This is a genomic window from Rhodococcus sp. 05-2254-5 (assembly GCF_002258575.1).
In the GTDB taxonomy this organism is placed as follows: Bacteria; Actinomycetota; Actinomycetes; order Mycobacteriales; family Mycobacteriaceae; genus Rhodococcoides; species Rhodococcoides fascians.
Genome location: NZ_NOZG01000029.1, coordinates 687,148 through 711,551 on the forward strand (window position 1 = coordinate 687,148; position 24,404 = coordinate 711,551).

Sequence of the window (24,404 nt, forward strand, 5' to 3'; positions counted from 1 at the left end):
TCGGGCGGGGGTCGAGGCCGGGTTTCACCGCAAACGCGCGCGCATTCGCTGAACGCGCGCGAATTCGCCGGCTCGAACGGGGCGATTCCGCTCGCACCTGACAAACGCGCGCGCGTTTGCGGATTCGGGCGGCCGGCGGGCAGGGGCCCGGACTCACTCCGGCCCCGCCCGCGCCGTCGCGGTGGCGTCGGACATTCCGAAGCGTCCGAGGAACACCGACTGACCCACCGTCACGATCACGTCCCAATCGTCGATCGTGCACTCTCGCAACTCCGTCCCCATTCGCGCCGCCAATGTCCGCGCCGTCTCACACGCATCGACCACCCCACGATCGAGGGCCCCCGCACCGGCCAATGCAGCGAGATCGGCCGCCGATTGCGCCTGATGACGAGCGCCCACCGCCGAGCCGACGTGCATCACCATCACCACGACGGCGATCAACGCCGACATCGCCAGCGCCGCCAACACCGTCGCCCCACCCTCGTCATCACGCACACCTGATTTCATTCCGCTGCAACCGGTTCCGCAGCAGCAACGGCCTCAGCCGACAACGTCAAACCCGGCAGCGGGCTCTCCACCTCCACCCGCGCGACGAAGAATTCACCGTCTTCGCGCACCGTGATCCGAGCACCCTCCGGCGCAACCCGCTCCCCTACCGAGACAGCCCGGGTCGCATCACCTCTCGCCGCCAATCGAGCCGCTTCCCGCGCAGCGTCGACGCAGCCGATGTGCATCGTCACCGACACGATCGCACCGATACACACCACGATCACTGCGACGATGGACGCGACGGCGATCGCCGCCTCCACCGTCACAGCCCCGTCCTCACCGCCCGGAATCAGACGGCTGTGTTGAGCGCTCGATCGATGATCCCCGTCAGCGCGGTCACGATACTGTCCCCCGTCACCACCGTGTAGAGCACCGCGCCGAACGCCGCGGCGGCGATGGTGCCGATCGCGTACTCCGCGGTCGACATACCGTCGTCCTCCACACCGAACAATGCGATTCGAGTCTTGCTCTCCTGCAGTGCATTCCCCATCATGACGCTTCCCCTCCCAGTATTCCGGCGCGGCGTGTCCGCACCGGACGATTCGTTGTTCGGCGGTCACATCAGACCGCCGCCCAGAACATTGCCCGCAAGGCCGATCACCACGGGGACGATGCCCAGGCAAATGAAGGCGGGCAGAAAACACAGACCCAGCGGTCCGCTGATCAGCACACCGGCCCGTTCGGCCGCAGCCGCCGACGCGTCCTCGGCCCGAGTTCGTTGGGTGGCAGCCAGTTCCGTCATCGCCGACGCCATGGACGACCCGGCCCGGGCGGATCGTCGCGCAATTCGTGCCAGCGCCTCGGTCTCCGGATCCTTCGCCACCGCGTCCCATGCCGTCGCCGCGTCGGCCCCCAGCTCGAGCAGATCAGCGGCTTTGCGCAGAGCGACACCGAATGCGGGCGGAGCGGAGTGGGCTGCGGCCGCAGCGGCAGTCGAGATCGGGAGTCCGGAACGCAGACACGCAGCGAGAAGGTCGAACGTCGTCGCCACTGCGAGCGGATCGGGTCCGGAGTCGTCGACGGCTTCTGCCGTCGAAAGCCCCGCAACCTCCACACGTGCCAACCCGCCACGGGTAGCGGGGACGACGACCAATGCCGTTGCCAGACAAAGCGTGATCGCCCACGTCATGTCGTCACCTTGCCGGTGATCGCATCGGTCCACAGCAGACCTGCGCAGCCGAGAGCGGTTCCGATGAGGAGCAGGATTCCGCCCAGCCCGCCGCCCAGCAGTATGCGCAGCGGATCGGCCCCCATCAGTTGCCCGAGCGCGACCCCGAGGACGGGCAGTCCAGCCAACACCAATGCAGTAGCGCGGGCCCCTGCGAGCGACGCCTCGGTTCGTTCCCGGAATCGCCTACGTCCGAGCAGGTCCTCGCGCACGGCGTCGAGCAACTCGGCGAGTGCGAGGCCGTGTTCGTCGGCCACCCGCCATGCCGCGGCCAAGCGGTCCAGTTCGGGGTTCAACAGCGGATCCGACGCGGCTATCCCGTCGGCAGCGCGTCCACCGAGTCGCGATCTGGACGCAGCACCTCGCAGCGCCTCCGAGGCGATCCCGCCGCACTCGTCCGCAGCCACCTCGCCGGCCGTCGCCGGGTGCGCACCGACCCGCAATTCACCGATGACCACTTCGACTCCGGTTGCCAACCAATCCAATTCGGCCGTACGACGGGCGCGCACGGTGCGACGGCCATGTCGGTGCCATCCTGTACCGCCCGCCACGAACAGAGCCGCCGCGCCCCACGGACCGCCGATCCAGAACATGCCTACGGCCGACACCGACGCTACAGCCACAGGGAACGCCCACCCAGGAACCCCGACGGCACCTCTACCGCGGCGCGATAGTCGGCGAGAGCGGCTGGGCCACAGCGTGAATGCAGCGGCCAGGACGCACAGAGCGGCCGTCATCGCATCTCGCCACAGCGGCGAGCGAGCAGTTCGTGCAGTCCGCGCCGCCCGGGCACGGCGTCGGAATCAGCGGACCACGCCGGCACAATGTGGACACGGCCCGTCGAATCCACCTCTACCAGTCCGATCTCCCGCAATCTGCGCGTGCCGTCGGCGCTCCGGTGGACGTGCAGGACGACCTGCACGGCCGCCGCGAGTTGACTGTGCAGTGCGTCTCTGCCCATTCCGCCTAGTGCGGCAAGGGCTTCGAGCCGAGCGGGGACTTCCGAGGGCGAATTGGCATGGATGGTTCCGGCACCGCCGTCGTGCCCGGTGTTGAGGGCCGTCATCAGGTCGATCACCTCGGCCCCGCGTACCTCACCGACGACAAGCCGATCGGGTCGCATCCGTAGTGCCTGGCGAACCAATTGCCGAACCGACACCTCGCCCACACCTTCGACGTTCGGAGCACGGGCCACCAGACGCACCACATGGGGATGCGCCGGAGCCAACTCGGCCGCATCCTCCACACAGACGATTCGTTCGGCTGGATCGACCTCGCCCAGCAAAGCAGCCAGAAGGGTGGTCTTCCCGGCACCGGTACCTCCGACGACCAGAAACGCCAAGCGCGCGAGCACAATCCGCGCGAGCAGATCGTAGCCCTCCTCGGTCACCGCACCGGACGCCCGGAGCGCGGCGAGTCCCTGGGTGGCCGGGCGGAGCACTCGCAACGACAGGCAGGTTCCACCGCTCGCCACCGGTGCCAGCACCGCGTGCAGACGGACCCCGAACGCTCCCTGTCCGACGCCGGATAATCGGCCGTCGACCCACGGCTGCGCATCGTCCAATCGCCGACCGGCCGAGAGCGCGAGCCGTTGCGCCAGCCGCCTGACCGCGGCTTCGTCGGCGAACTGGACTCCGGTGCGTTCCAGGCCTCTACCGCGATCGATCCACACCTGATCCGGCGCCGTGACCAGAACATCGGTCACCCCTGGCTCGGACAGGAGCGGCTCCAACGGGCCTGCTCCGGTGAGCTCGGTCTGCAGAATACGCAGTGCCGCAAGCATATCGGTGTCACCGATGACTCCCCCTGCCTCGGTGCGGATGGCCGCGGCAACGGTGGCGGGCACCGGAGACTGTGCCGAAGCAGCCAGCCGATCTCGTACGCGGTCGAGCAATTCGGCGGTGACGACTGCGCTCATGCCGCCCACCGCTGACCACCGGGCTTGTGCGCGAACGTATCGAGGACCCCGGTGGCCGCCGCCGCGAGCGGTGAGCGGCGTCCGAGAGCAAGCCCGCCCCGCTCGAGACGCTCGGCCAATCCAGGCTCGGCCCGCATGGACGTCAGCAGCGACAGGTCGAGGGCGGCGGCGATGTCCGCTGCCCGTAGTCCCCCGGGTGCGGGCCCACGAACGACCAATCCGACGTTCGCATTGCGACTCGAGATCTCGTCCGCTACTGCTTCTGCCGACGTCACGGCCCGCAATTCGGCAGGCAGCACCAGTACGACGAGGTCGGCTGCGGCGTACAGGGCGTCCGAGAGGTCATCGGAGTGGCGCGGGGCGTCGCACACCACGAGATCGCCTCCAGCGCGCCCTGCGTCGAGCACAGCCGCCGCGGCGACGGCCGAGAGTCCGGTTCGCCGGTCGTCGGATCGCCCGAGTGCCAGCACCGACAATCCGTTCTTCGACGGCAGCGCGCCGTGGAGTGCGTCGCCGGATACGCGCCCGCCCTCGACGACGAGGCCGGACCAGCGCAAGCCTGGGGCGTTCTCCCAGCCGAGCAGCAGATCGAGGCCGCTGCCGTACCGGTCGGCTTCGACCACGAGCGTGCGTTGCCCCGTGCGACTGCTGCACAGGCCCAGCGCCGCCGCGAACGTGGACGCACCCGCACCTCCGCGGGCACCGACGACCACGATGACGCCACCGCCGCCCGGCGATGTGACGACGGGTTCACCGAGGATGCGAACGAGCGTGTCCTCGTCCGAGGGTAACGACACCACGTGTTCGGCACCGAGCGCTGTGGCCGTCCGCCAATCGTCGAGTGTCGGCGAGGCGGCCGTGACCAGAACGACGCCGGGCCGCCGCGGAAGTCCGCCTGCGAGCGCCGACTCGGCAGAAGAAAAATCGATCAAAATAGTTCCTGGGAATTCCCAAATCGGGCGCGCCGATCCGATACCGACCAGTAAGTTCTGCTCTTCCACAACACAATCCGCGGCTGCGGCGATTCGATACACGTCCTGACGCAGTCCGTGATGGTCGATCGACATCGACGCGTTCGCATTCGTCCGCCGTGAAATCGGATCCGTTTTCATGGACCCAAGCGTGCGCGAGAATCCGCTCGCGCGGCGCGCGACTTGGGGAAATGTGGATAGATCGGCCCCTGTGGATGAATACCGGTACCGCGGTACCAGTTTTCGGCCTACCCCGAAAAAGAGGACGACCCTCGCCAGGGGGGGAGGAGGCGAGGGTCGTCTGGTTCAGCCCCGGGGGGTCGGGCTGAACACCGCCCGGAATGAACCGGGCTCGTGGAAAATACTACACCCGTGGACGTCCTTGTTTGCAAGTTCAACCGTCTCAATTTGTGGACATGTTCGGAGCGAGTCGAGAAGAGAAGTTGCGCGACATCCACCGGTCACCACCGGCCACTATGGTGACAATCGTGACCCTCAGCGCAGACACCGACGACGCCCCCGCCGGCCGACGCGCAGCGCGCGTCGCCGCCTTCTTCGACCTCGACAAAACGATCATCGCGAAGTCCAGCACTCTGGCCTTCAGCAAGCCGTTCTTCGACCAAGGTCTGATCAACCGGCGAGCGGTACTCAAGAGCAGCTATGCGCAGTTCTTGTTCCTGCTCTCCGGTGCCGATCACGACCAGATGGAACGCATGCGCGCACACATCGCCGGTATGACCGCCGGGTGGGACGTCGAACAGGTGCGAGCAGTGGTGGCCGAAACCCTGCACGACATCGTCGATCCCCTCGTCTTCGCCGAAGCGGCCGATCTGATCGCGGACCACAAGCTCCGCGGACACGACGTGGTGGTCGTCTCAGCGTCGGGCGACGAGATCGTGCATCCCATCGCCGAACTGCTGGGTGCCGACCACAGCATGGCCACGACGATGGTGACTGTCGACGGCAAGTACATCGGCGAGGTCGACTTCTACTGCTACGGCGAGGGCAAGGTCGACGCCATGAAGTCCCTGGCGGCACAACATGATTACGACCTGTCCAAGAGCTACGCCTACTCGGATTCGATCACCGACGTGCCGATGCTGCGGGCGGTCGGGCACCCCACCGCCGTCAATCCAGACCGCGCGCTCCGCAAAGAGGCCTCGTCCCTCGGCTGGCCGATTCTGACATTCTCGAACCCCGTTTCGCTGCGCTCCCGCATTCCGAATCCGTCCGGGAAGACCGTAGTAGCCAGTGCTGCAGCAGGTTTCAGCGCAATAGCGGCCGGCGCGATCACCTACGGACTACTCCGCAGAAAACGATGAGCCCAAACCCTTGATGTGAGCGGCGTCACGGGGTACAAATGACGTACGGAAGAACGGAAGGCCAAGAACGAACCGGAAGAGAAGGTTCGCTTCTCCCGACCGCGATTCCCAGCACGGACACCGGCACCCACGCGGAGCTTGCCACCTAATGGCAGAAGCGCTGTGGGCCTGCGATATTCGTGGGTGATCAGCAAGAACCCTGCACCGGTTGCAGGGATGACCTCATCACCGTCGAGTTCTCGCCGAGGCCACGTGGTAGTCCATCACAGCCCACCTGTGCACGCTTGGTAACCAGGCGCTCCGTGCTAACGGGCGGCGACGTCGACGCAAGTCGGCATCGCCGCCCTTTTACGTGTGCACAACTCCTACTGTGCAGCTTCGGCAATCGAAGTCGCTTCTGCGGCACCAGCTTCGAATGCCCCGAGGCAGAGGATCACCCAACTGCCGACGCCCGTTGCCGTGCCCTCGGCGAACCCGGCAGCTCCATCCCGGTACGCGTTCGCTCGACGCATCCAGCTCACCTCGGGCACGCCCAGGTTGTGCGGATCGAACCCCGACGATGCGGCCACCAACCTCGATGCAGCGCGCGCGACGATGCCGTCGGCAGTTCCGAAAGGCCGCAGCGTCAACAGTTCACCGTGCACGACTGCCGCGATCACCGGAGCCGGCGCGGAGGTTCCACCCGTCACCAACTGCGCAAGGAGGTCGAGCCGCTCGCCGATGCCCGCGTCCGTGCGCGGTCGACCGAGCGAGGACGCGTCGTCGACGAGATCGGCGGCGGCCAACAGATGTAGGCGGGCCAGCGTCTGCAGTGGTGCGCGCTTCCACGTCGACAACGTGTTCTGCAGGGCGTCACCGTCGAGAGCAGCGGCCACTCGCAGCGCACCCGCCAGAATCGGGTCGCCCTCCTCGCCTTCGCGAGGGAAATCCATCGAACCGCCCTCGAGCGCGGAGGACGAACGAGCTGCCCGGACAGCGGCCTCGGCCGCGGTCGCCGGCCACCCACGACGATTGGCCTTGTGCCGATGCACGGCACCGAGGGCATCGCGTGCCCGTTCGGCGGAATCGACAACTCCGGGCAATTCCAGCAGCGGGGCGAGGGGGTCCGTCACGACAGACGACGGTACCCCCTCACCCACCGCGGCTATGCGCCCAGCTGCACCGAGCCACCCGGAATTGCTGCGAGCAGCTTCTGGGTGTACTCCTGCTGCGGGTTGTCGAAGACGGCATCGGTCGACGCCGCCTCGACGATCTCGCCGCTGCGCATCACGAGCACGTCGTCAGCAATCTGACGGACCACCGCGAGGTCGTGCGTGATGAACAGGTACGTCAACCCGAGCTCGGCCTGAAGGTCGTTGAGCAGGGACAGGATCTGCGCCTGCACCAACACGTCCAAAGCCGACACTGCCTCGTCGCAGATGACCATTTCGGGCTCGAGGGCCAACGCACGAGCGATTGCGACACGTTGCCGCTGGCCGCCGGACAGCTCGTTGGGGAACCTGCGCATCACCGACGACGGCAGTGCCACCTTGTCCAACAGATCACGGACTCTGGCTTCCCGCTCGGACTTCGACCCCACCTTGTGGGTGCGCAGAGGCTCCTCGATGGTGCTGAAGATCGAATACATCGGGTCCAGCGTCCCGTACGGATTCTGGAAGATCGGCTGCACTCGACGACGAAACGCGAACGCGTCCTTGTTGTTCAACCCCGCCACATCGCGGCCGTCGAACTTCACCGAACCTGCCGTGGGCTCGAGAAGTCCCAGAACCATCTGTGCCACAGTCGACTTGCCCGAACCCGATTCGCCGACGATCGCAGTGGTGGTACCGCGTGCGACTCCGAACGACACATCCTTGACGGCCGTGAACACGGACGACTTGAACGGGTTGCCGCCCCGGAGCTTGAATTCCTTGGTAAGCCCCTCGACCACGAGCACAGTGTCCGCGGCCGGCTCGAATCCCGAGTCGGTCTCCTCGGTGACGGCCTCGACCGCCACCTGCTTGGCATGCTCGACGATGTCCTTGCGCACCACCGACGACTTCAGTCGCTGCGACGCGAGAGACGGCGCGGCGGAGACGAGCTTGCGCGTGTACGGATGCTGAGGGTCCTGCAGGATCTCCAGTGCCGGACCGGATTCCACGATCCGCCCCTTGCTCATGACGACGAGGTGCTCGGCTCGTTCGGCAGCCAGGCCCAGATCGTGGGTGATCAGCAGAACCGCGGTTCCGAGTTCCTTCGTCAAACCTTCGAGATGATCGAGAATCTGACGCTGCACGGTCACGTCGAGAGCGGACGTCGGCTCGTCGGCAATCAGTAGTTTCGGACGTGCCGAAAGCCCGATCGCGATGAGCGCGCGCTGACGCATACCGCCCGAGAACTCGTGCGGGTACTGATTGACCCGCTTCTCCGAATCGCTGAGGCCCGCTTCTTCGAGCAGCTCGGCTGCCCGAACACGCGCCGCCTTACCCTTGGCGATGCCGTTGGCAGCGAGGGCCTCCTCGATCTGGAAGCCGATCTTCCACACCGGGTTCAAGTTGGACATCGGGTCCTGAGGAACCAGGCCGATCTGGCTGCCGCGGATGTCGACGAAATCCTTCTCCTTGGCCTGCGCCAAGTCACGGCCCTCGAACAGGATGCGCCCCGCCGTCACCGTGCCGGTTCCGGGAAGCAGGTTGATGATCGAGTGCGCGGTGGTCGACTTACCGGAACCGGATTCGCCCACGATCGCAACGGTCTGCCCCGGGTAGACCGTCAGCGATACTCCGCGAACAGCCGGGACCGCACCGGAGTTGGACCGGAACGAGACCTCGAGATCTTGGATGTCGAGCAGGGGCTGCTCCACTGCGATGCGTGCTGGATCCGTCATCGCTTCCTCGCCTTCGGGTCGAGGGCGTCGCGCAGGGCGTCACCCATCATGATGAAGCCGAGCACCGTGATTGCCAGCGCTGCAGCAGGATAGAAGAGAATGGTCGAGCCCTGTCGCAGGGTGACCTGAGCGGCACTGATGTCGCCGCCCCAGGAGACCTCGGTGGGAGGCAGTCCGATGCCGAGGAACGACAGCGTCGCCTCGGCCACGATGAACGTACCGAGTGAAATCGTCGTGATGACGATGATCGGTGCCATCGCGTTCGGCAGTACGTGCCTGATCAGAGTTCGCAGTCGCGTCAAACCCAAAGCCTGCGAGGCCATTACATAGTCGTTGCCCTTCGCCGACAGCACTGCACCGCGAGTGATGCGAGCCATCTGAGGCCAGCCGAACAACGCCAACACCAGAATCACCGTGAAGATCGTGCGATCGGTGAACAGCTGCATGAGGACGATGGCCGCCAGAATCAGCGGAACGCCGAAGAAGATGTCGGTGATCCGTGAGAGCAACGAGTCCGCGATGCCGCCGTAGAAGCCGGCCAGAGCACCGAACACGACGCCGATGACCAGCACGAGGAACGTGACCCCGACTCCGGTCAGCACGGACGCCCGAGCACCGAACAGCACCCGGGAGTAGATGTCGCAGCCCTGTCGGTCGTAACCGAACCAGTGTCCGGATCCCGGGCCCTGCATGCTGAACTGCAGATCGCAGAAGCGCGGATCGGTACTGGTGAACAGGCCAGGCACGGCTGCGACCACGATGACGGCCAGGATGATGATGGCCGAGACGATGAACATCGGACGCGTGCGCAGGTTCCGCCACGCATCCGACCAGATGCTGGCGGGTGCGTCGTCGATGACGACAGCGTCGGTCTGCGACACGTCGATGACCTCGTCGGCCTCGACGAAACGTGCTTGGCGAGTAGCGCGATCGGCGTCGACGCTCTTCGGGGTGATGGGATCAGACATAGCGAATCCTCGGGTCGAGCGCGGCATAGAGAAGGTCGACGATGAGATTGGCGACCAGATAGACGACGATCAGCACGGTCACGAAAGACACGACGGTCGGTGCCTCACCGCGGATGACGGCTTGGTAGATGGTGCCGCCGACTCCGTTGATGTTGAAGATTCCTTCGGTGATGATCGCGCCGCCCATGAGGCTGGCCAGATCTGCACCGAGGAACGTCACGACGGGAATCAGCGAGTTACGCAACACGTGCACGTTGACGACCCGGTTACGCGAGAGCCCCTTGGCCGTCGCCGTCCGCACGAAGTCCGCACTGAGATTCTCGGCCACCGACGTGCGCGTCAACCGCACCACGTAGGCGAACGAGACGGCTCCGAGTACGAATGCCGGCAGCAACAGGTTGGTGAAGCTGGTGTTGCCTCCCACTGTCGGCGGCACCCAACCCCACTTGATACCGATGAAGAACTGCGCGAGAAAGCCGATGACGAAGATCGGCACGGCGATGATGACGAGGCTGACGACGAGGACCGTCGAGTCGAACAGCTTGCCCTTGCGCAGACCCGCGATGAGACCGAAGCCGATGCCGAACACGGCCTCGATCACGAGGGCCATCGAGGCGAGCTTCGCGGTGATCGGAAACGCTTGTACGAGAACTTCACTGACCGGGCGGCCCGAGAAGGACATACCGAAGTCGAACGTGAAAATGCCCTTGAGGTACAGCAGGTACTGCACGATGAACGGCTGGTCGAGGTTGTAGCGGGCGCGCAGTTGGTCGGCGACGGCGGGACTGATCGCCTTGTCTCCGGCCAATGCCGCGATGGGGTCTCCTGGCAGCAAGAAGACCATGGCATAGATCAAGAATGTCGCCCCGATGAACACGGGGATCATCTGAAGTAATCGGCGTCCGATGTACCAGAGCATCGGATCACCTCCTTTGGAGGAAGGTGGACGTCACCGCAGAGGCGCAAGGATCAGCTGCAGCGGGGCGTCGAACGTAGATACGGGAGTGAGCGAGCACACGAGAAGGGCGGTAGGTGGAAGACCTACCGCCCTTCTCGGTCTCTACAGCAGTGGAGCGAACGTGATCAGTTCTTCTCGATCTGGTTGTAGATGGGGATTCCGTCCCAACCGATCTTGACGTTGGTGACGTTCTCCGACCAACCACTCGCTGCGTTGCGGTACCAGGTCGGCACTGCGGGCAGGTCGTTGAGCAGGATTTCCTGAGCCTGGTTGGTCAGCTCCTGCGCCTTGGTCTTGTCGGTCTCACCTGCGGACTCGCGGAGCAGACGGTCGAACTCGGGGTTGGAGTACTCACCGTCGTTGGAGCTGCCACCGGTCTGGTAGTTCTGTGCCAGGAAGCCGTACTGCTGCGGGTAGTCACCCTGCCAGCCCGACCGGAAGGCGGTCGCGATGGTGCGGTTGGTGGCTTCGGTACGCAGCTGAGCGAACGTCGGGTACGGCGCACCCTGCGCCTCGATGCCGAGCGTGTTGCGGATGCTGTTGCTGACCGCATCCACCCATTCCTGGTGTCCACCGTCGGAGTTGTACGCGATGGAGAACGTTCCGGACCACGGCGCGATGGCATCGGCCTGGGCCCACAGAGCCTTGGCACCCTCGGGGTCGTACTCGACGTTTCCCACGTCGGAGAGATCGCCGGTCCAGCCGTCGATGGCCGGGCTGGTGAAGTCCTTGGCCGGGGTACGGGTCTTGTTGAAGATCTGCTCGGTGATCTGGTCGCGGTTGATCGCCTTGGAGATCGCCTGACGACGCAGCACACCCTCTTCACCACCGAAGTGCGCGAGGCGGCCCGGAATCGTGAACGTCTCGATCGACGCGGACGGCTGGTTCACCGTGCGGTCGGGAAGATCGGACTCGAAGGTGGTGACGGCCGAGGCCGGAACGTTGTCGAGAACGTCGACGTTGTTCGACAGCAGGTCCGTGTATGCGGTGTCGAGGTTGCTGTACAGAATGAAGCTCACGCCGCCGTTGGCGGGCTTGCGGTTACCGGCGTAGTCGGGGTTCGTGACCAGGTCGATCCGCACGTTGTGCTGCCAAGCGCCCTCCTGGGCGAACTTGTACGGGCCGTTGCCGATCGGGTTCTCGCCGAACGCGGCGATGTCCTGGTACGCAACCTCGGGCAGCGGGTAGTACGCGGCGAAGCCGAGACGATCGGGGAACGCTGCCTCGGGCTGCTTGAGCTCGATGGTGAACGTCTTGTCGTCGACGACCTTGAGACCGGACATGGTCTGCACCGTCGGGTTCTCGGCTGCGACCTCGTCGTAGCCCTGAATCGGATCGAAGAACGATCCCTGCAGCTGCGCATTGGTCGACAGTGCGCCGTAGTTCCAGGCATCGACGAACGACTTGGCCGTGACCGGCGTGCCGTCGGTGAACTGCCAGCCGTCCTTCAACGTGACGGTGTAGTTCTGGCCGTCGGTGGTATCGATCGAGTCCGCGACCTCGTTCTCTACACCGCCCTCGGGGGTGTAGGACACCAGGCCGGCGAAGATCGAGTCGACGACACGTCCGCCGGTGTTCTCGCTCGTATTGGTGGGCACCAAGGGGTTCTGCGGCTCACCGCTCCAGGCGTTGATGATGCCGGAGCCGTCTCCTGACCCTCCGCCGCCGGTCGAATCGCTCGAAGAGCACGCCGTCACCAGCGCCGCTCCGACGACAACTGCGATTGCAGCTGACGCGATGCGTGTTTTACGCAAGGAAATCCTCCATCCAGATGTGAACACGGGGTCGTCCGTGCTCAGTTCCTCGGGCGCGACGCCCGGGGATTCGTGGGCGACCGCAAGACACGGCCTGTGAGCCGTACCAACGATCTGATGGAACGAACTTTAGACACATCCTGAAACGAACATGTGAACTCCCCCGGGTTTTGTTGACCGGCGAGTAAGTCGGAAACATGATCGAAACGTTTCGGCAAGTCGATTTCCCACAGTGCGGGCAGAGCCGCCGAGACAGCCTCCCGCCGACGACGGCGATGACCGTCCATCGTGCGGAAACAACCGATCACCGCAGATCAAGGGGTTGCAGCCGATTGCAACGGTGCGATCGCCATCACATGTGACTACCCTCACTAGGGGCTCGAGACCGGCTAGTGAGTGCCGTTTCATGGGCGAAAAGCATCGGACGAAAGAGAGCTATTCGAGATGACGACCAGTACCTCCGGAACCGACGAGACCGCGGTTGCCTCCTACGCACCCTCGGCCGAGTTCGCGGCGCAGGCGAACGCTCAGGCAGATCTGTACGCCGCCGCGGAGAAGGATCGACTCGGGTTCTGGGCGGAGCAGGCTCGCCGGCTGCACTGGCACACCCCGTTCACCGAGGTACTCGACTGGTCCGACGCCCCCGTCGCGAAATGGTTCGCCGACGGCGAGCTCAACGTCGCCTACAACTGCGTCGACCGCCACGTCCTCGACGGCCACGGCGACCAGGTAGCCATCCACTGGGAAGGTGAACCCGGCGACAGCCGCGACATCACCTACTCGGATCTGCTCGCCGACGTCAGCCAGGCCGCCAACACCCTGACCGAACTCGGCCTGGTCTCCGGCGATCGCGTCGCGATCTACATGCCGATGATCCCCGAGGCCATCGTCTCGATCCTCGCCTGTGCACGCCTCGGCCTGACCCACTCGGTCGTCTTCGCCGGGTTCTCCGCCACCGCACTGCGCTCGCGCATCGACGACGCCGAAGCCAAACTCGTCATCACCACCGACGGCCAGTGGCGACGCGGCAAGCCCGCCCCCATCAAGGACACCGTCGACGAAGCCGTGGACGGAGCTGCCTCCATCCGGAACGTTCTGGTCGTCAAGCGCACCGACTCCGACGTCGCCTGGACCGAGGGACGCGACCTGTGGTGGCACGAGACCGTCGCGAAAGCGTCGAAAGAGCATGAGGCGCAGCCGTTCCCGGCCGAGCACCCCCTGTTCATCCTCTACACCTCGGGTACGACGGGTAAGCCCAAGGGCATCATCCACACCTCCGGCGGCTACCTGACGCAGACCTCGTACACCCACCACAACGTCTTCGACCACAAACCCGGCAAAGACGTCTACTGGTGCACCGCCGACATCGGCTGGGTCACCGGACACTCCTACATCGTCTACGGACCGCTCTCCAACCGCGCCACCCAGGTCGTCTACGAGGGAACCCCCAATTCGCCCGACGAGCACCGGCACTGGAACGTCATCGAGAAGTACAAGGTGTCGATCTACTACACCTCCCCCACCCTGGTGCGCACATTCATGAAGTGGGGCAAGGAGATTCCCGAGGCACACGATCTGTCCTCGATCCGCCTGCTCGGGTCCGTCGGCGAGCCCATCAACCCCGAGGCGTGGCGCTGGTTCCGCGACGTCGTCGGCGGCGGCAGCGCACCGATCGTCGACACCTGGTGGCAGACCGAGACCGGCGCGATCATGATCTCCCCGCTCCCCGGCGTCACCGCGACCAAGCCCGGCTCGGCAATGACTCCGCTGCCCGGTATCTCCGCCAAGATCGTCGACGACGACGCCAAGCCACTGGGCAACGGCGGCAACGGATATCTCGTTCTCTCCGAGCCGTGGCCGGCGATGCTCCGCGGGATCTGGGGCGACATGGACCGCTACAAGGACACCTACTGGTCCCGCTACGCCGAAGAAGGCTGGTACTTCGCCGGTGACGGTGCCAAATATGACGAGGACGGCGCCCTGTGGGTCCTCGGCCGCGTCGACGACGTCATGAACGTCTCGGGCCACCGCATCTCCACGTCCGAGGTGGAGTCGGCATTGGTGAGTCATCACAGTGTCGCCGAGGCTGCCGTCGTCGGTGCCGCCGACGAGACCACCGGTCAGGGCATCGTCGCGTTCGTCATCCTGCGCGGCGGCGAGGAGAACACCGGCGACGCATTGATCGCCGAACTCAAAGCTCAGGTCTCCAAGGAGATTTCGCCGATCGCGCGGCCACGGGAAATCTCCATCGTGCCGGAGCTGCCGAAGACCAGGTCGGGCAAGATCATGCGCCGCCTGCTCCGTGACGTGGCAGAAGGTCGCGAACTCGGCGACGTCTCCACCCTCGTCGACCCGAAGGTGTTCGAGGCGATCAAGAAGGGTCGCTAGCGCTCCCATGTGAGTGGAACCTCGTAGCCCACTACGAGGTTCCACTCACATGCGGCGCAGCCGCTCAGACGCTGTCGAGCGACTGGTCTCGCGTTTCCTTCATGATGATCAGCGAGATCAGGGTCAGCGCAGCGGCGATGGCGAGATAGACGCCCACCCAGCCGACGCCGTAGGAACTCACCAGCCAGGTTGCGATGAACGGGGCCACTGCAGCTCCGAGGATCGACGCGGTGTTGTACGAGATTCCCGAGCCCGTGTAGCGCACGTTCGTCGGAAACAGTTCGGGCAGAACGGCACTCATGGGCCCGAACGTCAGACCCATCAGTCCCAGGCCGACGCACATGAACACCAGCATCTTGCCTGCCGACGCGGACGACGGGTCGGCGAACCAGTGGAACGACAGACCGAACAGCACGATCGCCGCGGTGATGACGATGAGCGTGGGGCGGCGGCCGTACTTGTCGGCGAGCAGCCCGGCGACCGGGATCAGCGCCGCGAAGAACAGCACCGCGATGAGCTGGAGCTCCAGGAAGTCCGTGTACGGAATCGCGAGCTTGGGCCCGTTGACGTCGGCCACCTTGCCTGTTCCGTAACTGACCACCCACGTCGTCATGATGTAGAAGAGCGTGTACGTGGCGAGCATGACGAACGTGCCGATGATCAGCTGACGCCAGCTCGTCTTGAACACCTGGGCCAACGGGGTCTTGACCTTCTGGCCGCGCTCGACTGCCAATTTGAACACCGGCGTCTCCTCGAGCTTGAGACGGACGTACAGGCCGATGATCACCATGATCGCGCTGAGCAGGAACGGGATGCGCCAGCCCCACGTGAGGAACGCATGGTCGGTGCCGGAGTTCGCGGAGTCGTAGCCGGTCGCGATGACGATGAGCAGGAAGATGCCGTTGGCGAAGAAGAAGCCGATCGGCGCACCCAGCTGCGGGTACATTGCCGCCCAGGCTCGCTTGCCCGGCTTCGCGGTTTCGGTGGCCAGCAGCGCCGCACCACTCCATTCGCCGCCGAGGCCGACGCCCTGAGTGAAGCGCATGAGCGCCAGCAGGGCCGGTGCCCACAGACCCGCCGCGGCGTAGGTCGGCAGGAGCCCGATCGCGAACGTCGCGACACCCATCGTCAGCAGGGACCCGACGAGGGTGGCCTTGCGTCCGATGCGATCACCGAAGTGGCCGAACAGAATCGAGCCGATGGGTCGCGCGACGAACGCCAAACCGAACGTCGCGAACGACGCCAGCAGCGCGGTCGTGTCGTTGCCTGCGGGGAAGAACAGGCGGGGGAAGACGAGTACTGCGGCCGTTGCATAGATATAGAAGTCGAAGAACTCGATGGACGTACCGACCATCGAGGCGATGACGATTCGGGACCGAGGCACCTGAGGTGCGGGAATTGCGCCGTCGTCCGTGACGGCGTGGGGTGAACTCACGAGTGCTCCTGAAGGGGAAAGTTCCCTGAAAATTACCTGATGAACACCTGAGAATTTCACGCCCCCGGGCCGTTCGTTGCCGATTCGTGCAACATTCCCGTGTTTGTCGCGACGGGCGGAGAGGTAACCGACGACGGGCCGAGCGTCGCTCGGCCGCCGCGGGACAGATAATCTGCTACTTAGGCACTACTGTCGATACGATCTTCCGCAACACCGAGCAGAGCGATCACCGCAATACCGAGCACAGCGATTACAAGGGGTCGAGAGTTGAGCGTCAGCAATGACAAGGGATACGGCAACGGCGTCCCGAACACGATTTCGTCGATACCTCTCACCGATGTCGATGCCCGCACACCCGGTAGCGCGAGCATCGGAAACCTCGTCAAGGACGCCACGACTCAGGTCTCGACGCTGGTGCGTGCCGAGGTGGCCCTCGCCAAGGCCGAGGTCACCGGCGAGGTCAAGAAGGGTCTGCAGGGCAGCGTCTTCTTCATCGTCGCGCTGACGGTGCTGCTGTTCAGCTCGTTCTTCTTCTTCTTCTTCGCCGCCGAACTCCTCGACGTGTGGCTCTACCGATGGGCCTCGTTCCTCATCGTCTTTGTGTTCATGGTGCTGGTTGCCGGCCTGTTCGGGTTCCTCGGCTACCGCAGGGTCAAGAAACTGCGCAAGCCCGAGAAGACCATCGACTCCCTCAAGCAGGCGTCGACCGTGCTGCCCAACCAGCACGACAGCATTCCCGGAATCCCCGGCTACAAGAAGTAGACGACGCCCGGCGAGTCGAGCAGTATGAATCATCCCGATCCGTCCACGGTCCGTTACCCAGGACAGTGGATCCATCGCGACATCCATGCCAATGGAATTCGGTTCCACACCGTGGAGGTCGGCGAGCATGCTCCCGACGCCCCGCTCGTGGTGCTGCTGCACGGCTTCGCCGACTTCTGGTACTCCTGGCATCACCAGCTCGACGCGCTCGCGCGTTCCGGAGTGCGAGCGGTCGCAGTCGACCTCCGCGGCTACGGCGACTCCGACAAGCCCCCACGTGGTTACGACGGATGGACCCTGGCCGGAGACATCGTCGGTCTCGTGCGCGCGCTGGGGTACCCGCACGCGACGTTCGTCGGTCATGCGGACGGCGGCCTGGTGTGCTGGGCGAGTTCGGCTCTGCATCCGCGAATGGTCCGCTCGATGGTCCTGATCAATGCACCGCACCCGATCTCGCTGCGCCGCGCCGTGCTGAAGGATTCCGAACAGCGCGGTGCTCTGCTGCCGCACTTCGTTCGGTATCAAGTTCCGCTGCGCCCCGAGAAGCTGCTCACCCGGCGAGGGGGCGCGGCAGTCGAGGAGTTGATGCGCAGTCGCGCCGGGTCGCAGTGGCAGCGCACCGACGATTTCGCCGATACCGCAGGCAAGATGCGCTCGGCCATCCGAATTCCCGGGGCCGCGCACAGCGCACTCGAATATCAGCGCTGGGCGTTCCGTAGCCAGTTCCGCGCCGAGGGCCGACGCTTTATGGACGCCGTCGACGTGAAGACCTCGATCCCCGTCGCGCAGATCAGCGGTGACCTCGATCCGTACGTCCTACCCACCACCCTCGATCGCGATCGGCACTGGGCACCGGGGCTGACCCGTCGAACAGTGCGGGACGTGGGGCACTACGTGCACCAGGAAGCCCCCGACGTCGTGTCCGAGGAAATCCTGCGCGTCGCGCTCGAAAGCTGACGTCCCGCCGTCAGACGATGCAGTCGCCGGTCCCCACACTGACCGGCGCATCGAAGCTGCGGGCCAGCTCGTCCGAGATCTCGGTTGCCGTCAAGACGAATCCGGTATCGGGGTCGTCGACGGCAGCACCGAACACCACACCGAGTACCTCACCGTTCGAATTGACCAGTGGCCCACCGGAATTGCCCTGCCGCACCGATCCGCGAACTGTGTAGACCTCACGTTGAACAGTGCCGGTGCGGTAGATGTCCGGTCCGCTGAGGTTGATGATCTCGCGAATGCGCGCTGGGCTCGCCGTGTACGGACCGCCGCCCGGGTAGCCCAACACGATGGCGTCGGATCCGGATTCGGCCGGGTTCGGCGCGAACGGCAACACCGGAGCCTGCAGCTGCGAAACTCGAAGCACTGCAACATCTTCTTCGGGATCGAACAGGACGACGTCGGCGTCGAGAGGGCCGTCCGGAGAATCGACGGTCACCTCGGAGGTACCGGCCACCACGTGGGCGTTGGTCATCACCAGATCCGGCCCGACGACGAAACCCGAACCTTCGAGCGCCTTCTGGCAACTCGGAGCGATTCCGTTGATCTTGATGACGCTCGCCTGCAATGCTATCGGGACGGGGCCTGCGGCGATCCCGGAGTCGGGAGCGGCGACGTCGGCGACCGGAGTGCGTCCGAACGGACCGATGACGTCCGGCAGCCCGGACGTGTCGAGCAGCGCCGAGAATTCCTTGGGCACCTGACGCAGCCACTCGGGTGCCACCTCGTCGACCTTGCCCAGGACCGTCGAGCCACGCACGGCACTGGCCACCTCGGGCTGCGACGAGGACGTCAGCGGAATGGCGAGCAACCATGCGGCAGCGAGCACGGCCGCGGCCTGCAGACCGGCCCCGATCGTGCTGTCCACGGATCTTGCTGAGCGCGAATGTATTCCGCTGCGCAACGCACGACCCAGAACCATGCCGGCCACCTCACCGACGATCACCAACACCACGATCAACGCGATACCGACGAACACCCTCGTGCGTGATCCGTCGACGTGTTCGAGCACGTGCGGTGCCACCAGAATCCCGGCGACGGCACCCAGAACAACTCCCAGAAACGCCAGCGCCGACGCCACCGCCCCCTGTCGCCATCCCGACGTCGCTGCCAGCAGCGCGACGGCGAGCACCGCGATATCGACCCACCCTGAACCCGTCACCGATCGAGCCTCGCTCCTACCGCAGTCAAGCTGGCCTCCAGATCGCGTATATCCCCCGTGTCCCATTCGGACTCCCAGCCCGACACAGCGAGCAGGCCCGCCAGAATACCGCCCGTGAATCCCCACACCAGCATTCCCTGCACCGAGAAGGCCGGGCCCTGGTAGCCGGCGGGGTGACGCACCTGGAATCGGTTGGCCGGATCGAGCAACTCGCGCAGGGGAACTCGCACCACGCGCTCGGTTTCGCCGGCGTCGACGACGCGGACCGGGGTTGGACTCTGCCAGTACGAGAGCACGGGAACCACGTCGAATCGAGACGGCGGCACGTAGATGCCGGGCATCGTCGCGAGCGGTACGACGCCGGCCGGGTCGAGACCGGTTTCTTCCTGGGCCTCGCGCAGCGCGGTTCCGATGGGCCCGTCGTCACCCGGGTCGGTGGCACCGCCGGGGAAGGCGATCTGCCCACTGTGGTCGCGCAAGGTCGACGCCCGCTGGGTCAGCAGAACGTCGGCCTCGGCGGGTAGCCCACCGGGCGCGGTCGGATCAGCGGCAGCCGGACCACCGAACAGCACCAACACCGCCGCCGAGCGGGTTCGATCGGCCGGCTGCGCCTGTCGTTGCAGCACCGGGTTGATGCCGGTGGTGTCGGTCAGTCCGTTTTCGCTGCCGGCGACGTCGAGCATGCGCCCGAGCCACTCGGGTGCGCTCACGACGCGACTCCGAGGTTCTCGCGGACTGCGTCGGCGATGTCGTCGACGCTTGTGAAGGGTTCGGTCAGCACCTTGGCGACAGTGCCATCCGCAGATATCAAAACGGATACGGGCAGCACGTTCGGCGCTTCCGCCGCCGCGGCGACGCGTCCGGCACCGTCCTGAACGCCGGGCAGCGTGACGCCGTACTCGGCCAGACGGGTCAGCCCGTTGGACTCGTTGGCATCGTTGTGGACGGTCAACACCGTGACTGCATCACCCGCCCGCTGCGCGTATTGCTGCAGGTAAGGCAACTCCTTCGCGCACGGGCCGCACCAATAGGCCCAGATGTTGAGCAGTGCGGGTCGCCCGGCCAGAGCCTGGCCGAGGTCGATCGACGAGCCGTCGCCGATGCATTCGAGGGTGATGCCCGTCAACGGGCCTGCTGCAGCGCCCGACGGCGTCGGACATGCGTCGAGACCGGCGGTCTGCCGCAGCGGTGCCAGAGCCTCGGGAGTATCGGCGGCCCGACGCTCGGCCGTCGACGGTCCTTGCTGCCCCAGACCGGGACCATCGGCGCGCTGCGTTGCCGGAGATTCATTGCGTGGCCAGAGGGCATAGACCATCCCGACGACGAGAATGAGCGCGACCAGAGACCAGCGGAGTGCGGCCTTGTTCACGACACGATTCCGGCGAGAGCGAGCAGATGATCGGTCTCGGGACCTCTCACCAGGGCGGCAGCGGTCGCCGGATCGGTCGGGCCGAGGCCGAACGACGGGCAGTCCTTGGCCAGGACGCACACCCCGCACGCCGGCGTGCGGGAGTGGCAGACGCGTCGACCGTGAAAGATGACGCGATGGGAGAGCACGGTCCACTCTTTCCGCTCGATCAGCGCGCCGACGGCGTGCTCCACCTTGACCGGGTCCTCTTCTTCGGTCCACTGCCAGCGCCGTACCAACCGACCGAAGTGGGTGTCGACGGTGATGCCGGGAACGTCGAACGCGTTGCCGAGCACGACGTTGGCCGTCTTGCGGCCGATGCCGGGCAACGTCACCAGATCCTTCAACGATGCGGGGACTTCGCCGTCGAAGTTCTCGAGCAACTTCTGACCCAGCCCGATCAGCGAGTTGGCCTTGTTGCGGTAGAAGCCGGTGGTTCGGATGAACTCCTCGAGTTCGGTGCGGTCGGCTTCGGCGTAGTCGCGAGCTGTGCGGTATCTCACGAACAGGGCCGGAGTCACCATGTTGACGCGCTTGTCGGTGCACTGCGCGGACAGGATGGTCGCGACGGCGAGTTCGAGGGGCGTGGTGAAGTCGAGTTCGCAGTAGACGTGCGGAAACGCGACCCCGAGCGTTCGGTTCATCCGCCGGGCCCGCCGCACGAGGCCGAGTCGCGTCTCCTCGCGTTTGCGCACGTCGGGGCGTTTCGGGGCTGTCGATTCCACGCCACAACTGTACGGACAAGAATGCGTAACGAACTACGCGAGCGCGCCGAGCTGTGTTTGTATCGAGACCTTTTCGGTGTTAACTGGCCGGTATGCAAGGACTCGCCGTGGTGCTCTTTCCGGTACTACTCATGCTCTTCGCACTCGCGATGGAGCGCGTGGAGTTCCGGCTCAGCAAGCTCGGCGTCCGGGAGCACGAAGTAGAGGAATTCCTCGATCAGGCGAGCAAGTCCGAGGTCGCCACACTCGCGAACGAGGGCTTCCCCCACGCCCTGGCTCGGTTCAACACCCGCAAGCGTCACCAGACTCCTCCGCGCACGATCGACACGCGCGACGGCATGGTCGACCAACGGGCCAGTTGAGCACCCATTTGTCCGCATTCGGATGAATTTACGGTGAACGCGAACAGACGTACCGTTCCTCTGGCAACCTGTGGTGGCGTCGATCACTCGGTTTCGGCCGAGTCGAAGTAGACTCCCCTGAGGTAATTGTTGTGTTTGAACATTGCATCGGCATCGACGCCTGAATCGCAGCGCGATTCGGTGGTGAGACGAGTGTGTACAGACGCCTTCGGGGGTGCGGGTCACCGCATCACCGACATCCCAAAAGGAGCGCAAGTGGACGACGTCCTGGCACGGGCCGGCATCTTCCAAGGAGTCGAACCCTCTGCGGTTGCGGCACTGACGAAGCAGCTGCAGCCTGTCGATTTCCCCCGGGGACACGTGGTGTTCAACGAGGGTGAGCCCGGAGACCGGCTCTACATCATCGTTTCCGGCAAGATCAAGCTCGGGCGACGCTCCCCCGACGGCCGCGAGAACCTGCTGACGATCATGGGACCGTCGGACATGTTCGGCGAGCTCTCCATCTTCGACCCCGGCCCTCGCACGTCCTCGGCCACCACGGTCACCGAGGTGCGCGCAGTCAGCATGGACCGCGCGGCCCTCAAGGACTGGATCGATCAGCGCCCCGAGATCGCCGAGCAGCTGCTGCGCGTCCTGGCTCGCCGGTTGCGTCGCACCAACAACAACCTGGCCGACCTCATCTTCACCGACGTCCCCGGACGCGTGGCCAAGGCGCTGCTGCAGCTCGCCCAGCGCTTCGGCACCCAGGAAGCGGGATCGCTGCGCGTCACCCACGACCTGACGCAGGAAGAGATCGCTCAGCTCGTCGGAGCGTCGCGCGAGACCGTCAACAAGGCACTGGCCGACTTCGCACACCGCGGATGGCTGCGCCTCGAGGGTAAGTCCGTACTGATCTCGGACTCCGAGCGCCTGGCCCGCCGAGCTCGCTAGGCCGAGTTCCTTCGAGACAGCAGCTCGCTAGTTCTCCCTGAGGTAGGCCAGCTGCGTCTTGACCGACATCCGCGCAGCCGGCCACAACTTCTTGTCCACGTCCGAATAGACGTGGCGCACCACCTGCATCGGTTTGGCGTCGTCTCCGATCTCGGCCAACGCCGCCCGCACCTGATCCAGCCGCTGCCGACGGTGAGCGCGATACAGTCGCGCCACCTCGGCGGTGTCCGGTAGATCGGCCCCGTGCCCCGGCAACACCGTCTTGCCCGCACCGGCGGCCTCGAGTCGGTCGAGCGAATTCAGATAGTCCGCGAGCGAGCCGTCCTTCGGGTCGAGCACCGTGGTGCCGCGGCCGAGGATCGTATCTCCCGTCAGGACCGCGTCGTCGAGCACGAAGCTCACCGAATCCGCCGTGTGGCCGGGCGTGTGGAGCACCCGGATCCGTAGACCCGCCGCATCGATGACCTCGCCGTCGGCCAACCGCTCGCCACCGCCGTGCAGGAACCTCTCCCCCACCGCCCGCACCGGTGCCCCTGTCTTGCGGTGAAACCGCTTCAACCCCGCCGTGTGATCGGCATGGCGATGGGTCACCAGGGTCAGCACCACCGTGCCCGACGCGGCGACGGCGTCGAGATGGGCCTTGTCCTTCGGACCCGGGTCGACGACGATGCACTCGTCGGAACCCGGTGCCCGCAGAATCCACGTGTTCGTTCCGTCGAGCGTCATCTTGCCCGGGTTCTCCGCGAGCAGAACCGACGCCGTGGGCGTCACGTGCCGGACCAGTCCGTAGGCGGGATGCGTCAAGTTCGAGTCGGCCATTGAAACACTGTAGGACGCCCACTGTTCTCGAGGTGGAACAGGACCGGTGCCGACGACTAACGTCGACGCATATGAAGATCGGACTCGTCGGAGCCGGCCCCTGGGCCCGCAAGACTCAGGCCCCCTCGCTGCTCGCTCATCCGGGAGTGGACTTCACCGGAGTGTGGGCCCGCAGACCGGACGCCGCGGCCGAATTGGGTGCACCGGTCTGCGAGTCCTTCGACGCCCTGCTCGATGCCGTCGACACGGTGGCGTTCGCGGTACCGCCGGCCGTGCAAGCCGGTTTCGCTCTCCGCGCCGCGCGAGCAGGCAAACATGTGTTGCTGGACAAGCCCATTGCCGCCACCGTGGCTGAGGCCGAGGAACTGGCCGAGGCCGTCACGGTCGCCGGCGTCCGTTCGATGGTGACACTGACACTCCGATTCGCCCCGGAGACAAGGCAATTCCTCGCCTCGACAGCAGGCCGCTCCTGGGCCGCCGGCTCCGGAACCTGGTTCTCCGGTGCCACTCTCGGCGGGGCTTACTCGGAATCGCAGTGGCGACACGACGACGGGGCGATCCTCGACATCGGGCCACACGTCTTCGATCTCCTCGACGCGGCACTGGGAACCATTGCGCGCGTTGCCTACTCGCACCGCGACGTGGCGTCGGACAGTTGGACCGTTCTACTCGAACACGAGGGCGGCGCGCGTAGCACCGTCCAATTGTCGCTGCGGACACCGGTCATGCCGTCGCTCATGCGGATCGAGCTGTCCGGACCCGCCGGGGTCGACACCTTCACCGACCGATCCACGTCGTCGACCGACTGCTACGCCGTACTGCTGGACGAGTTCCTCGAGTCGGTGGAATCGGGTGTCGACCACGAATGCTCGGTGCACCGAGGACTGCACTTGCAGAGGGTGATTGATCGGGCGCGGGAGTGGGCACCCTGATCGTGTGACCA

General features: G+C 65.4%; 25 protein-coding genes. 7 read left to right on the forward strand and 18 right to left on the reverse strand.

What is annotated here, in order from left to right; translation table 11 throughout:
• Nucleotides 1-153: 153 nt before the first annotated feature.
• From CH278_RS22820 to ssd, 7 genes are all read right to left on the reverse strand, one after another.
• Complete coding sequence (locus CH278_RS22820; RefSeq protein ID WP_094622878.1) at nucleotides 154-507, reverse strand: Rv3654c family TadE-like protein; 354 nt, start codon at nucleotides 505-507, stop codon at nucleotides 154-156.
• Nucleotides 504-815 carry a TadE family type IV pilus minor pilin gene (locus tag CH278_RS22825; protein WP_032392769.1) on the reverse strand — a complete coding sequence of 104 codons (312 nt, stop codon included), beginning with the start codon at nucleotides 813-815 and terminating at the stop codon, nucleotides 504-506. The genes CH278_RS22820 and CH278_RS22825 overlap by 4 nt, the downstream gene beginning before the upstream one ends.
• A gap of 23 nt (nucleotides 816-838) precedes the next feature.
• Nucleotides 839-1,042: a DUF4244 domain-containing protein gene (locus CH278_RS22830; protein ID WP_179274486.1), complete on the reverse strand. Its 204-nt coding sequence runs from the start codon at nucleotides 1,040-1,042 to the stop codon at nucleotides 839-841.
• Nucleotides 1,043-1,105: 63 nt separating this feature from the next.
• Complete coding sequence (locus tag CH278_RS22835; RefSeq protein WP_094622879.1) at nucleotides 1,106-1,678, reverse strand: type II secretion system F family protein; 573 nt, start codon at nucleotides 1,676-1,678, stop codon at nucleotides 1,106-1,108.
• Nucleotides 1,675-2,454 carry a type II secretion system F family protein gene (locus CH278_RS22840; protein WP_094622880.1) on the reverse strand — a complete coding sequence of 260 codons (780 nt, stop codon included), beginning with the start codon at nucleotides 2,452-2,454 and terminating at the stop codon, nucleotides 1,675-1,677. Before CH278_RS22840 ends, CH278_RS22835 begins: the two co-directional genes overlap by 4 nt.
• Nucleotides 2,451-3,635 (reverse strand): TadA family conjugal transfer-associated ATPase, encoded by a 1,185-nt coding sequence (locus CH278_RS22845; RefSeq protein ID WP_179274485.1) that lies wholly within the window; start codon nucleotides 3,633-3,635, stop codon nucleotides 2,451-2,453. The genes CH278_RS22840 and CH278_RS22845 overlap by 4 nt, the downstream gene beginning before the upstream one ends.
• A complete protein-coding gene (ssd, locus tag CH278_RS22850) occupies nucleotides 3,632-4,747 on the reverse strand; it encodes a septum site-determining protein Ssd (RefSeq protein ID WP_080735767.1) in 1,116 nt (371 codons plus the stop codon). The genes CH278_RS22845 and ssd overlap by 4 nt, the downstream gene beginning before the upstream one ends.
• 335 nt (nucleotides 4,748-5,082) lie before the next feature.
• On the opposite strand from ssd, the gene CH278_RS22855 reads away from it, so the two are divergent.
• Nucleotides 5,083-5,928 carry an HAD-IB family hydrolase gene (locus CH278_RS22855; protein ID WP_205914341.1) on the forward strand — a complete coding sequence of 282 codons (846 nt, stop codon included), beginning with the start codon at nucleotides 5,083-5,085 and terminating at the stop codon, nucleotides 5,926-5,928.
• Between the two features lie 365 nt (nucleotides 5,929-6,293).
• Here the strand turns inward: CH278_RS22855 and CH278_RS22860 are convergent, their stop codons facing one another.
• The 5 genes from CH278_RS22860 to CH278_RS22880 form a co-directional block, all read right to left on the reverse strand.
• Nucleotides 6,294-7,040 (reverse strand): hypothetical protein, encoded by a 747-nt coding sequence (locus CH278_RS22860; protein WP_032364740.1) that lies wholly within the window; start codon nucleotides 7,038-7,040, stop codon nucleotides 6,294-6,296.
• 32 nt (nucleotides 7,041-7,072) lie between these two features.
• The gene (locus CH278_RS22865) at nucleotides 7,073-8,794 is read right to left on the reverse strand and encodes a dipeptide ABC transporter ATP-binding protein (protein WP_094622882.1); all 1,722 of its coding nucleotides are present in this window, start codon (nucleotides 8,792-8,794) and stop codon (nucleotides 7,073-7,075) included.
• Nucleotides 8,791-9,762, reverse strand: a complete 972-nt coding sequence (locus tag CH278_RS22870) for an ABC transporter permease (protein ID WP_027494482.1) — start codon at nucleotides 9,760-9,762, stop codon at nucleotides 8,791-8,793. Before CH278_RS22870 ends, CH278_RS22865 begins: the two co-directional genes overlap by 4 nt.
• Nucleotides 9,755-10,681 carry an ABC transporter permease gene (locus tag CH278_RS22875; RefSeq protein WP_027494483.1) on the reverse strand — a complete coding sequence of 309 codons (927 nt, stop codon included), beginning with the start codon at nucleotides 10,679-10,681 and terminating at the stop codon, nucleotides 9,755-9,757. The genes CH278_RS22870 and CH278_RS22875 overlap by 8 nt, the downstream gene beginning before the upstream one ends.
• A 164-nt stretch (nucleotides 10,682-10,845) precedes the next feature.
• Nucleotides 10,846-12,474 (reverse strand): peptide ABC transporter substrate-binding protein, encoded by a 1,629-nt coding sequence (locus CH278_RS22880; RefSeq protein WP_027494484.1) that lies wholly within the window; start codon nucleotides 12,472-12,474, stop codon nucleotides 10,846-10,848.
• 444 nt (nucleotides 12,475-12,918) lie between these two features.
• Between CH278_RS22880 and acs the strand changes: the two genes are divergently transcribed.
• A complete protein-coding gene (gene acs / locus CH278_RS22885) occupies nucleotides 12,919-14,862 on the forward strand; it encodes an acetate--CoA ligase (protein WP_094622883.1) in 1,944 nt (647 codons plus the stop codon).
• A gap of 64 nt (nucleotides 14,863-14,926) precedes the next feature.
• Here acs and CH278_RS22890 read toward each other — a convergent pair whose 3' ends face one another.
• Nucleotides 14,927-16,297, reverse strand: coding sequence for an MFS transporter (locus tag CH278_RS22890; protein ID WP_027494486.1), 1,371 nt, complete (start codon nucleotides 16,295-16,297; stop codon nucleotides 14,927-14,929).
• Nucleotides 16,298-16,564: 267 nt separating this feature from the next.
• On the opposite strand from CH278_RS22890, the gene CH278_RS22895 reads away from it, so the two are divergent.
• Nucleotides 16,565-17,059, forward strand: a complete 495-nt coding sequence (locus tag CH278_RS22895; protein WP_027494487.1) for a phage holin family protein — start codon at nucleotides 16,565-16,567, stop codon at nucleotides 17,057-17,059.
• 24 nt (nucleotides 17,060-17,083) lie between these two features.
• Nucleotides 17,084-18,016, forward strand: coding sequence for an alpha/beta fold hydrolase (locus tag CH278_RS22900; protein WP_032392775.1), 933 nt, complete (start codon nucleotides 17,084-17,086; stop codon nucleotides 18,014-18,016).
• Nucleotides 18,017-18,026: 10 nt separating this feature from the next.
• On the opposite strand, the gene marP is transcribed toward CH278_RS22900, so the two are convergent.
• From marP to nth, 4 genes are read right to left on the reverse strand one after another with little or no spacing between them, the layout of a single operon-like run.
• Nucleotides 18,027-19,217 carry an acid resistance serine protease MarP gene (marP, locus tag CH278_RS22905; RefSeq protein WP_032364547.1) on the reverse strand — a complete coding sequence of 397 codons (1,191 nt, stop codon included), beginning with the start codon at nucleotides 19,215-19,217 and terminating at the stop codon, nucleotides 18,027-18,029.
• Nucleotides 19,214-19,900: an NUDIX hydrolase gene (locus tag CH278_RS22910; RefSeq protein ID WP_032386606.1), complete on the reverse strand. Its 687-nt coding sequence runs from the start codon at nucleotides 19,898-19,900 to the stop codon at nucleotides 19,214-19,216. Before CH278_RS22910 ends, marP begins: the two co-directional genes overlap by 4 nt.
• 23 nt (nucleotides 19,901-19,923) lie before the next feature.
• Nucleotides 19,924-20,532: a TlpA family protein disulfide reductase gene (locus CH278_RS22915; protein WP_051365293.1), complete on the reverse strand. Its 609-nt coding sequence runs from the start codon at nucleotides 20,530-20,532 to the stop codon at nucleotides 19,924-19,926.
• Between the two features lie 50 nt (nucleotides 20,533-20,582).
• Nucleotides 20,583-21,269, reverse strand: coding sequence for an endonuclease III (nth, locus tag CH278_RS22920; protein ID WP_205912677.1), 687 nt, complete (start codon nucleotides 21,267-21,269; stop codon nucleotides 20,583-20,585).
• Between the two features lie 173 nt (nucleotides 21,270-21,442).
• Here nth and CH278_RS22925 point away from each other — a divergent pair, with 173 nt between their 5' ends.
• Both CH278_RS22925 and CH278_RS22930 read left to right on the forward strand, forming a co-directional pair.
• Complete coding sequence (locus tag CH278_RS22925; RefSeq protein ID WP_027494493.1) at nucleotides 21,443-21,712, forward strand: hypothetical protein; 270 nt, start codon at nucleotides 21,443-21,445, stop codon at nucleotides 21,710-21,712.
• A gap of 255 nt (nucleotides 21,713-21,967) precedes the next feature.
• Entirely contained in the window at nucleotides 21,968-22,642 is a 675-nt protein-coding gene (locus tag CH278_RS22930) for a Crp/Fnr family transcriptional regulator (protein ID WP_027494494.1), read from the forward strand.
• 27 nt (nucleotides 22,643-22,669) lie between these two features.
• Here CH278_RS22930 and CH278_RS22935 read toward each other — a convergent pair whose 3' ends face one another.
• Complete coding sequence (locus CH278_RS22935; protein WP_094622884.1) at nucleotides 22,670-23,461, reverse strand: MBL fold metallo-hydrolase; 792 nt, start codon at nucleotides 23,459-23,461, stop codon at nucleotides 22,670-22,672.
• A 71-nt stretch (nucleotides 23,462-23,532) separates the two neighbouring features.
• Between CH278_RS22935 and CH278_RS22940 the strand changes: the two genes are divergently transcribed.
• Nucleotides 23,533-24,393 carry a Gfo/Idh/MocA family protein gene (locus CH278_RS22940; RefSeq protein ID WP_094622885.1) on the forward strand — a complete coding sequence of 287 codons (861 nt, stop codon included), beginning with the start codon at nucleotides 23,533-23,535 and terminating at the stop codon, nucleotides 24,391-24,393.
• Nucleotides 24,394-24,404: the final 11 nt, after the last annotated feature.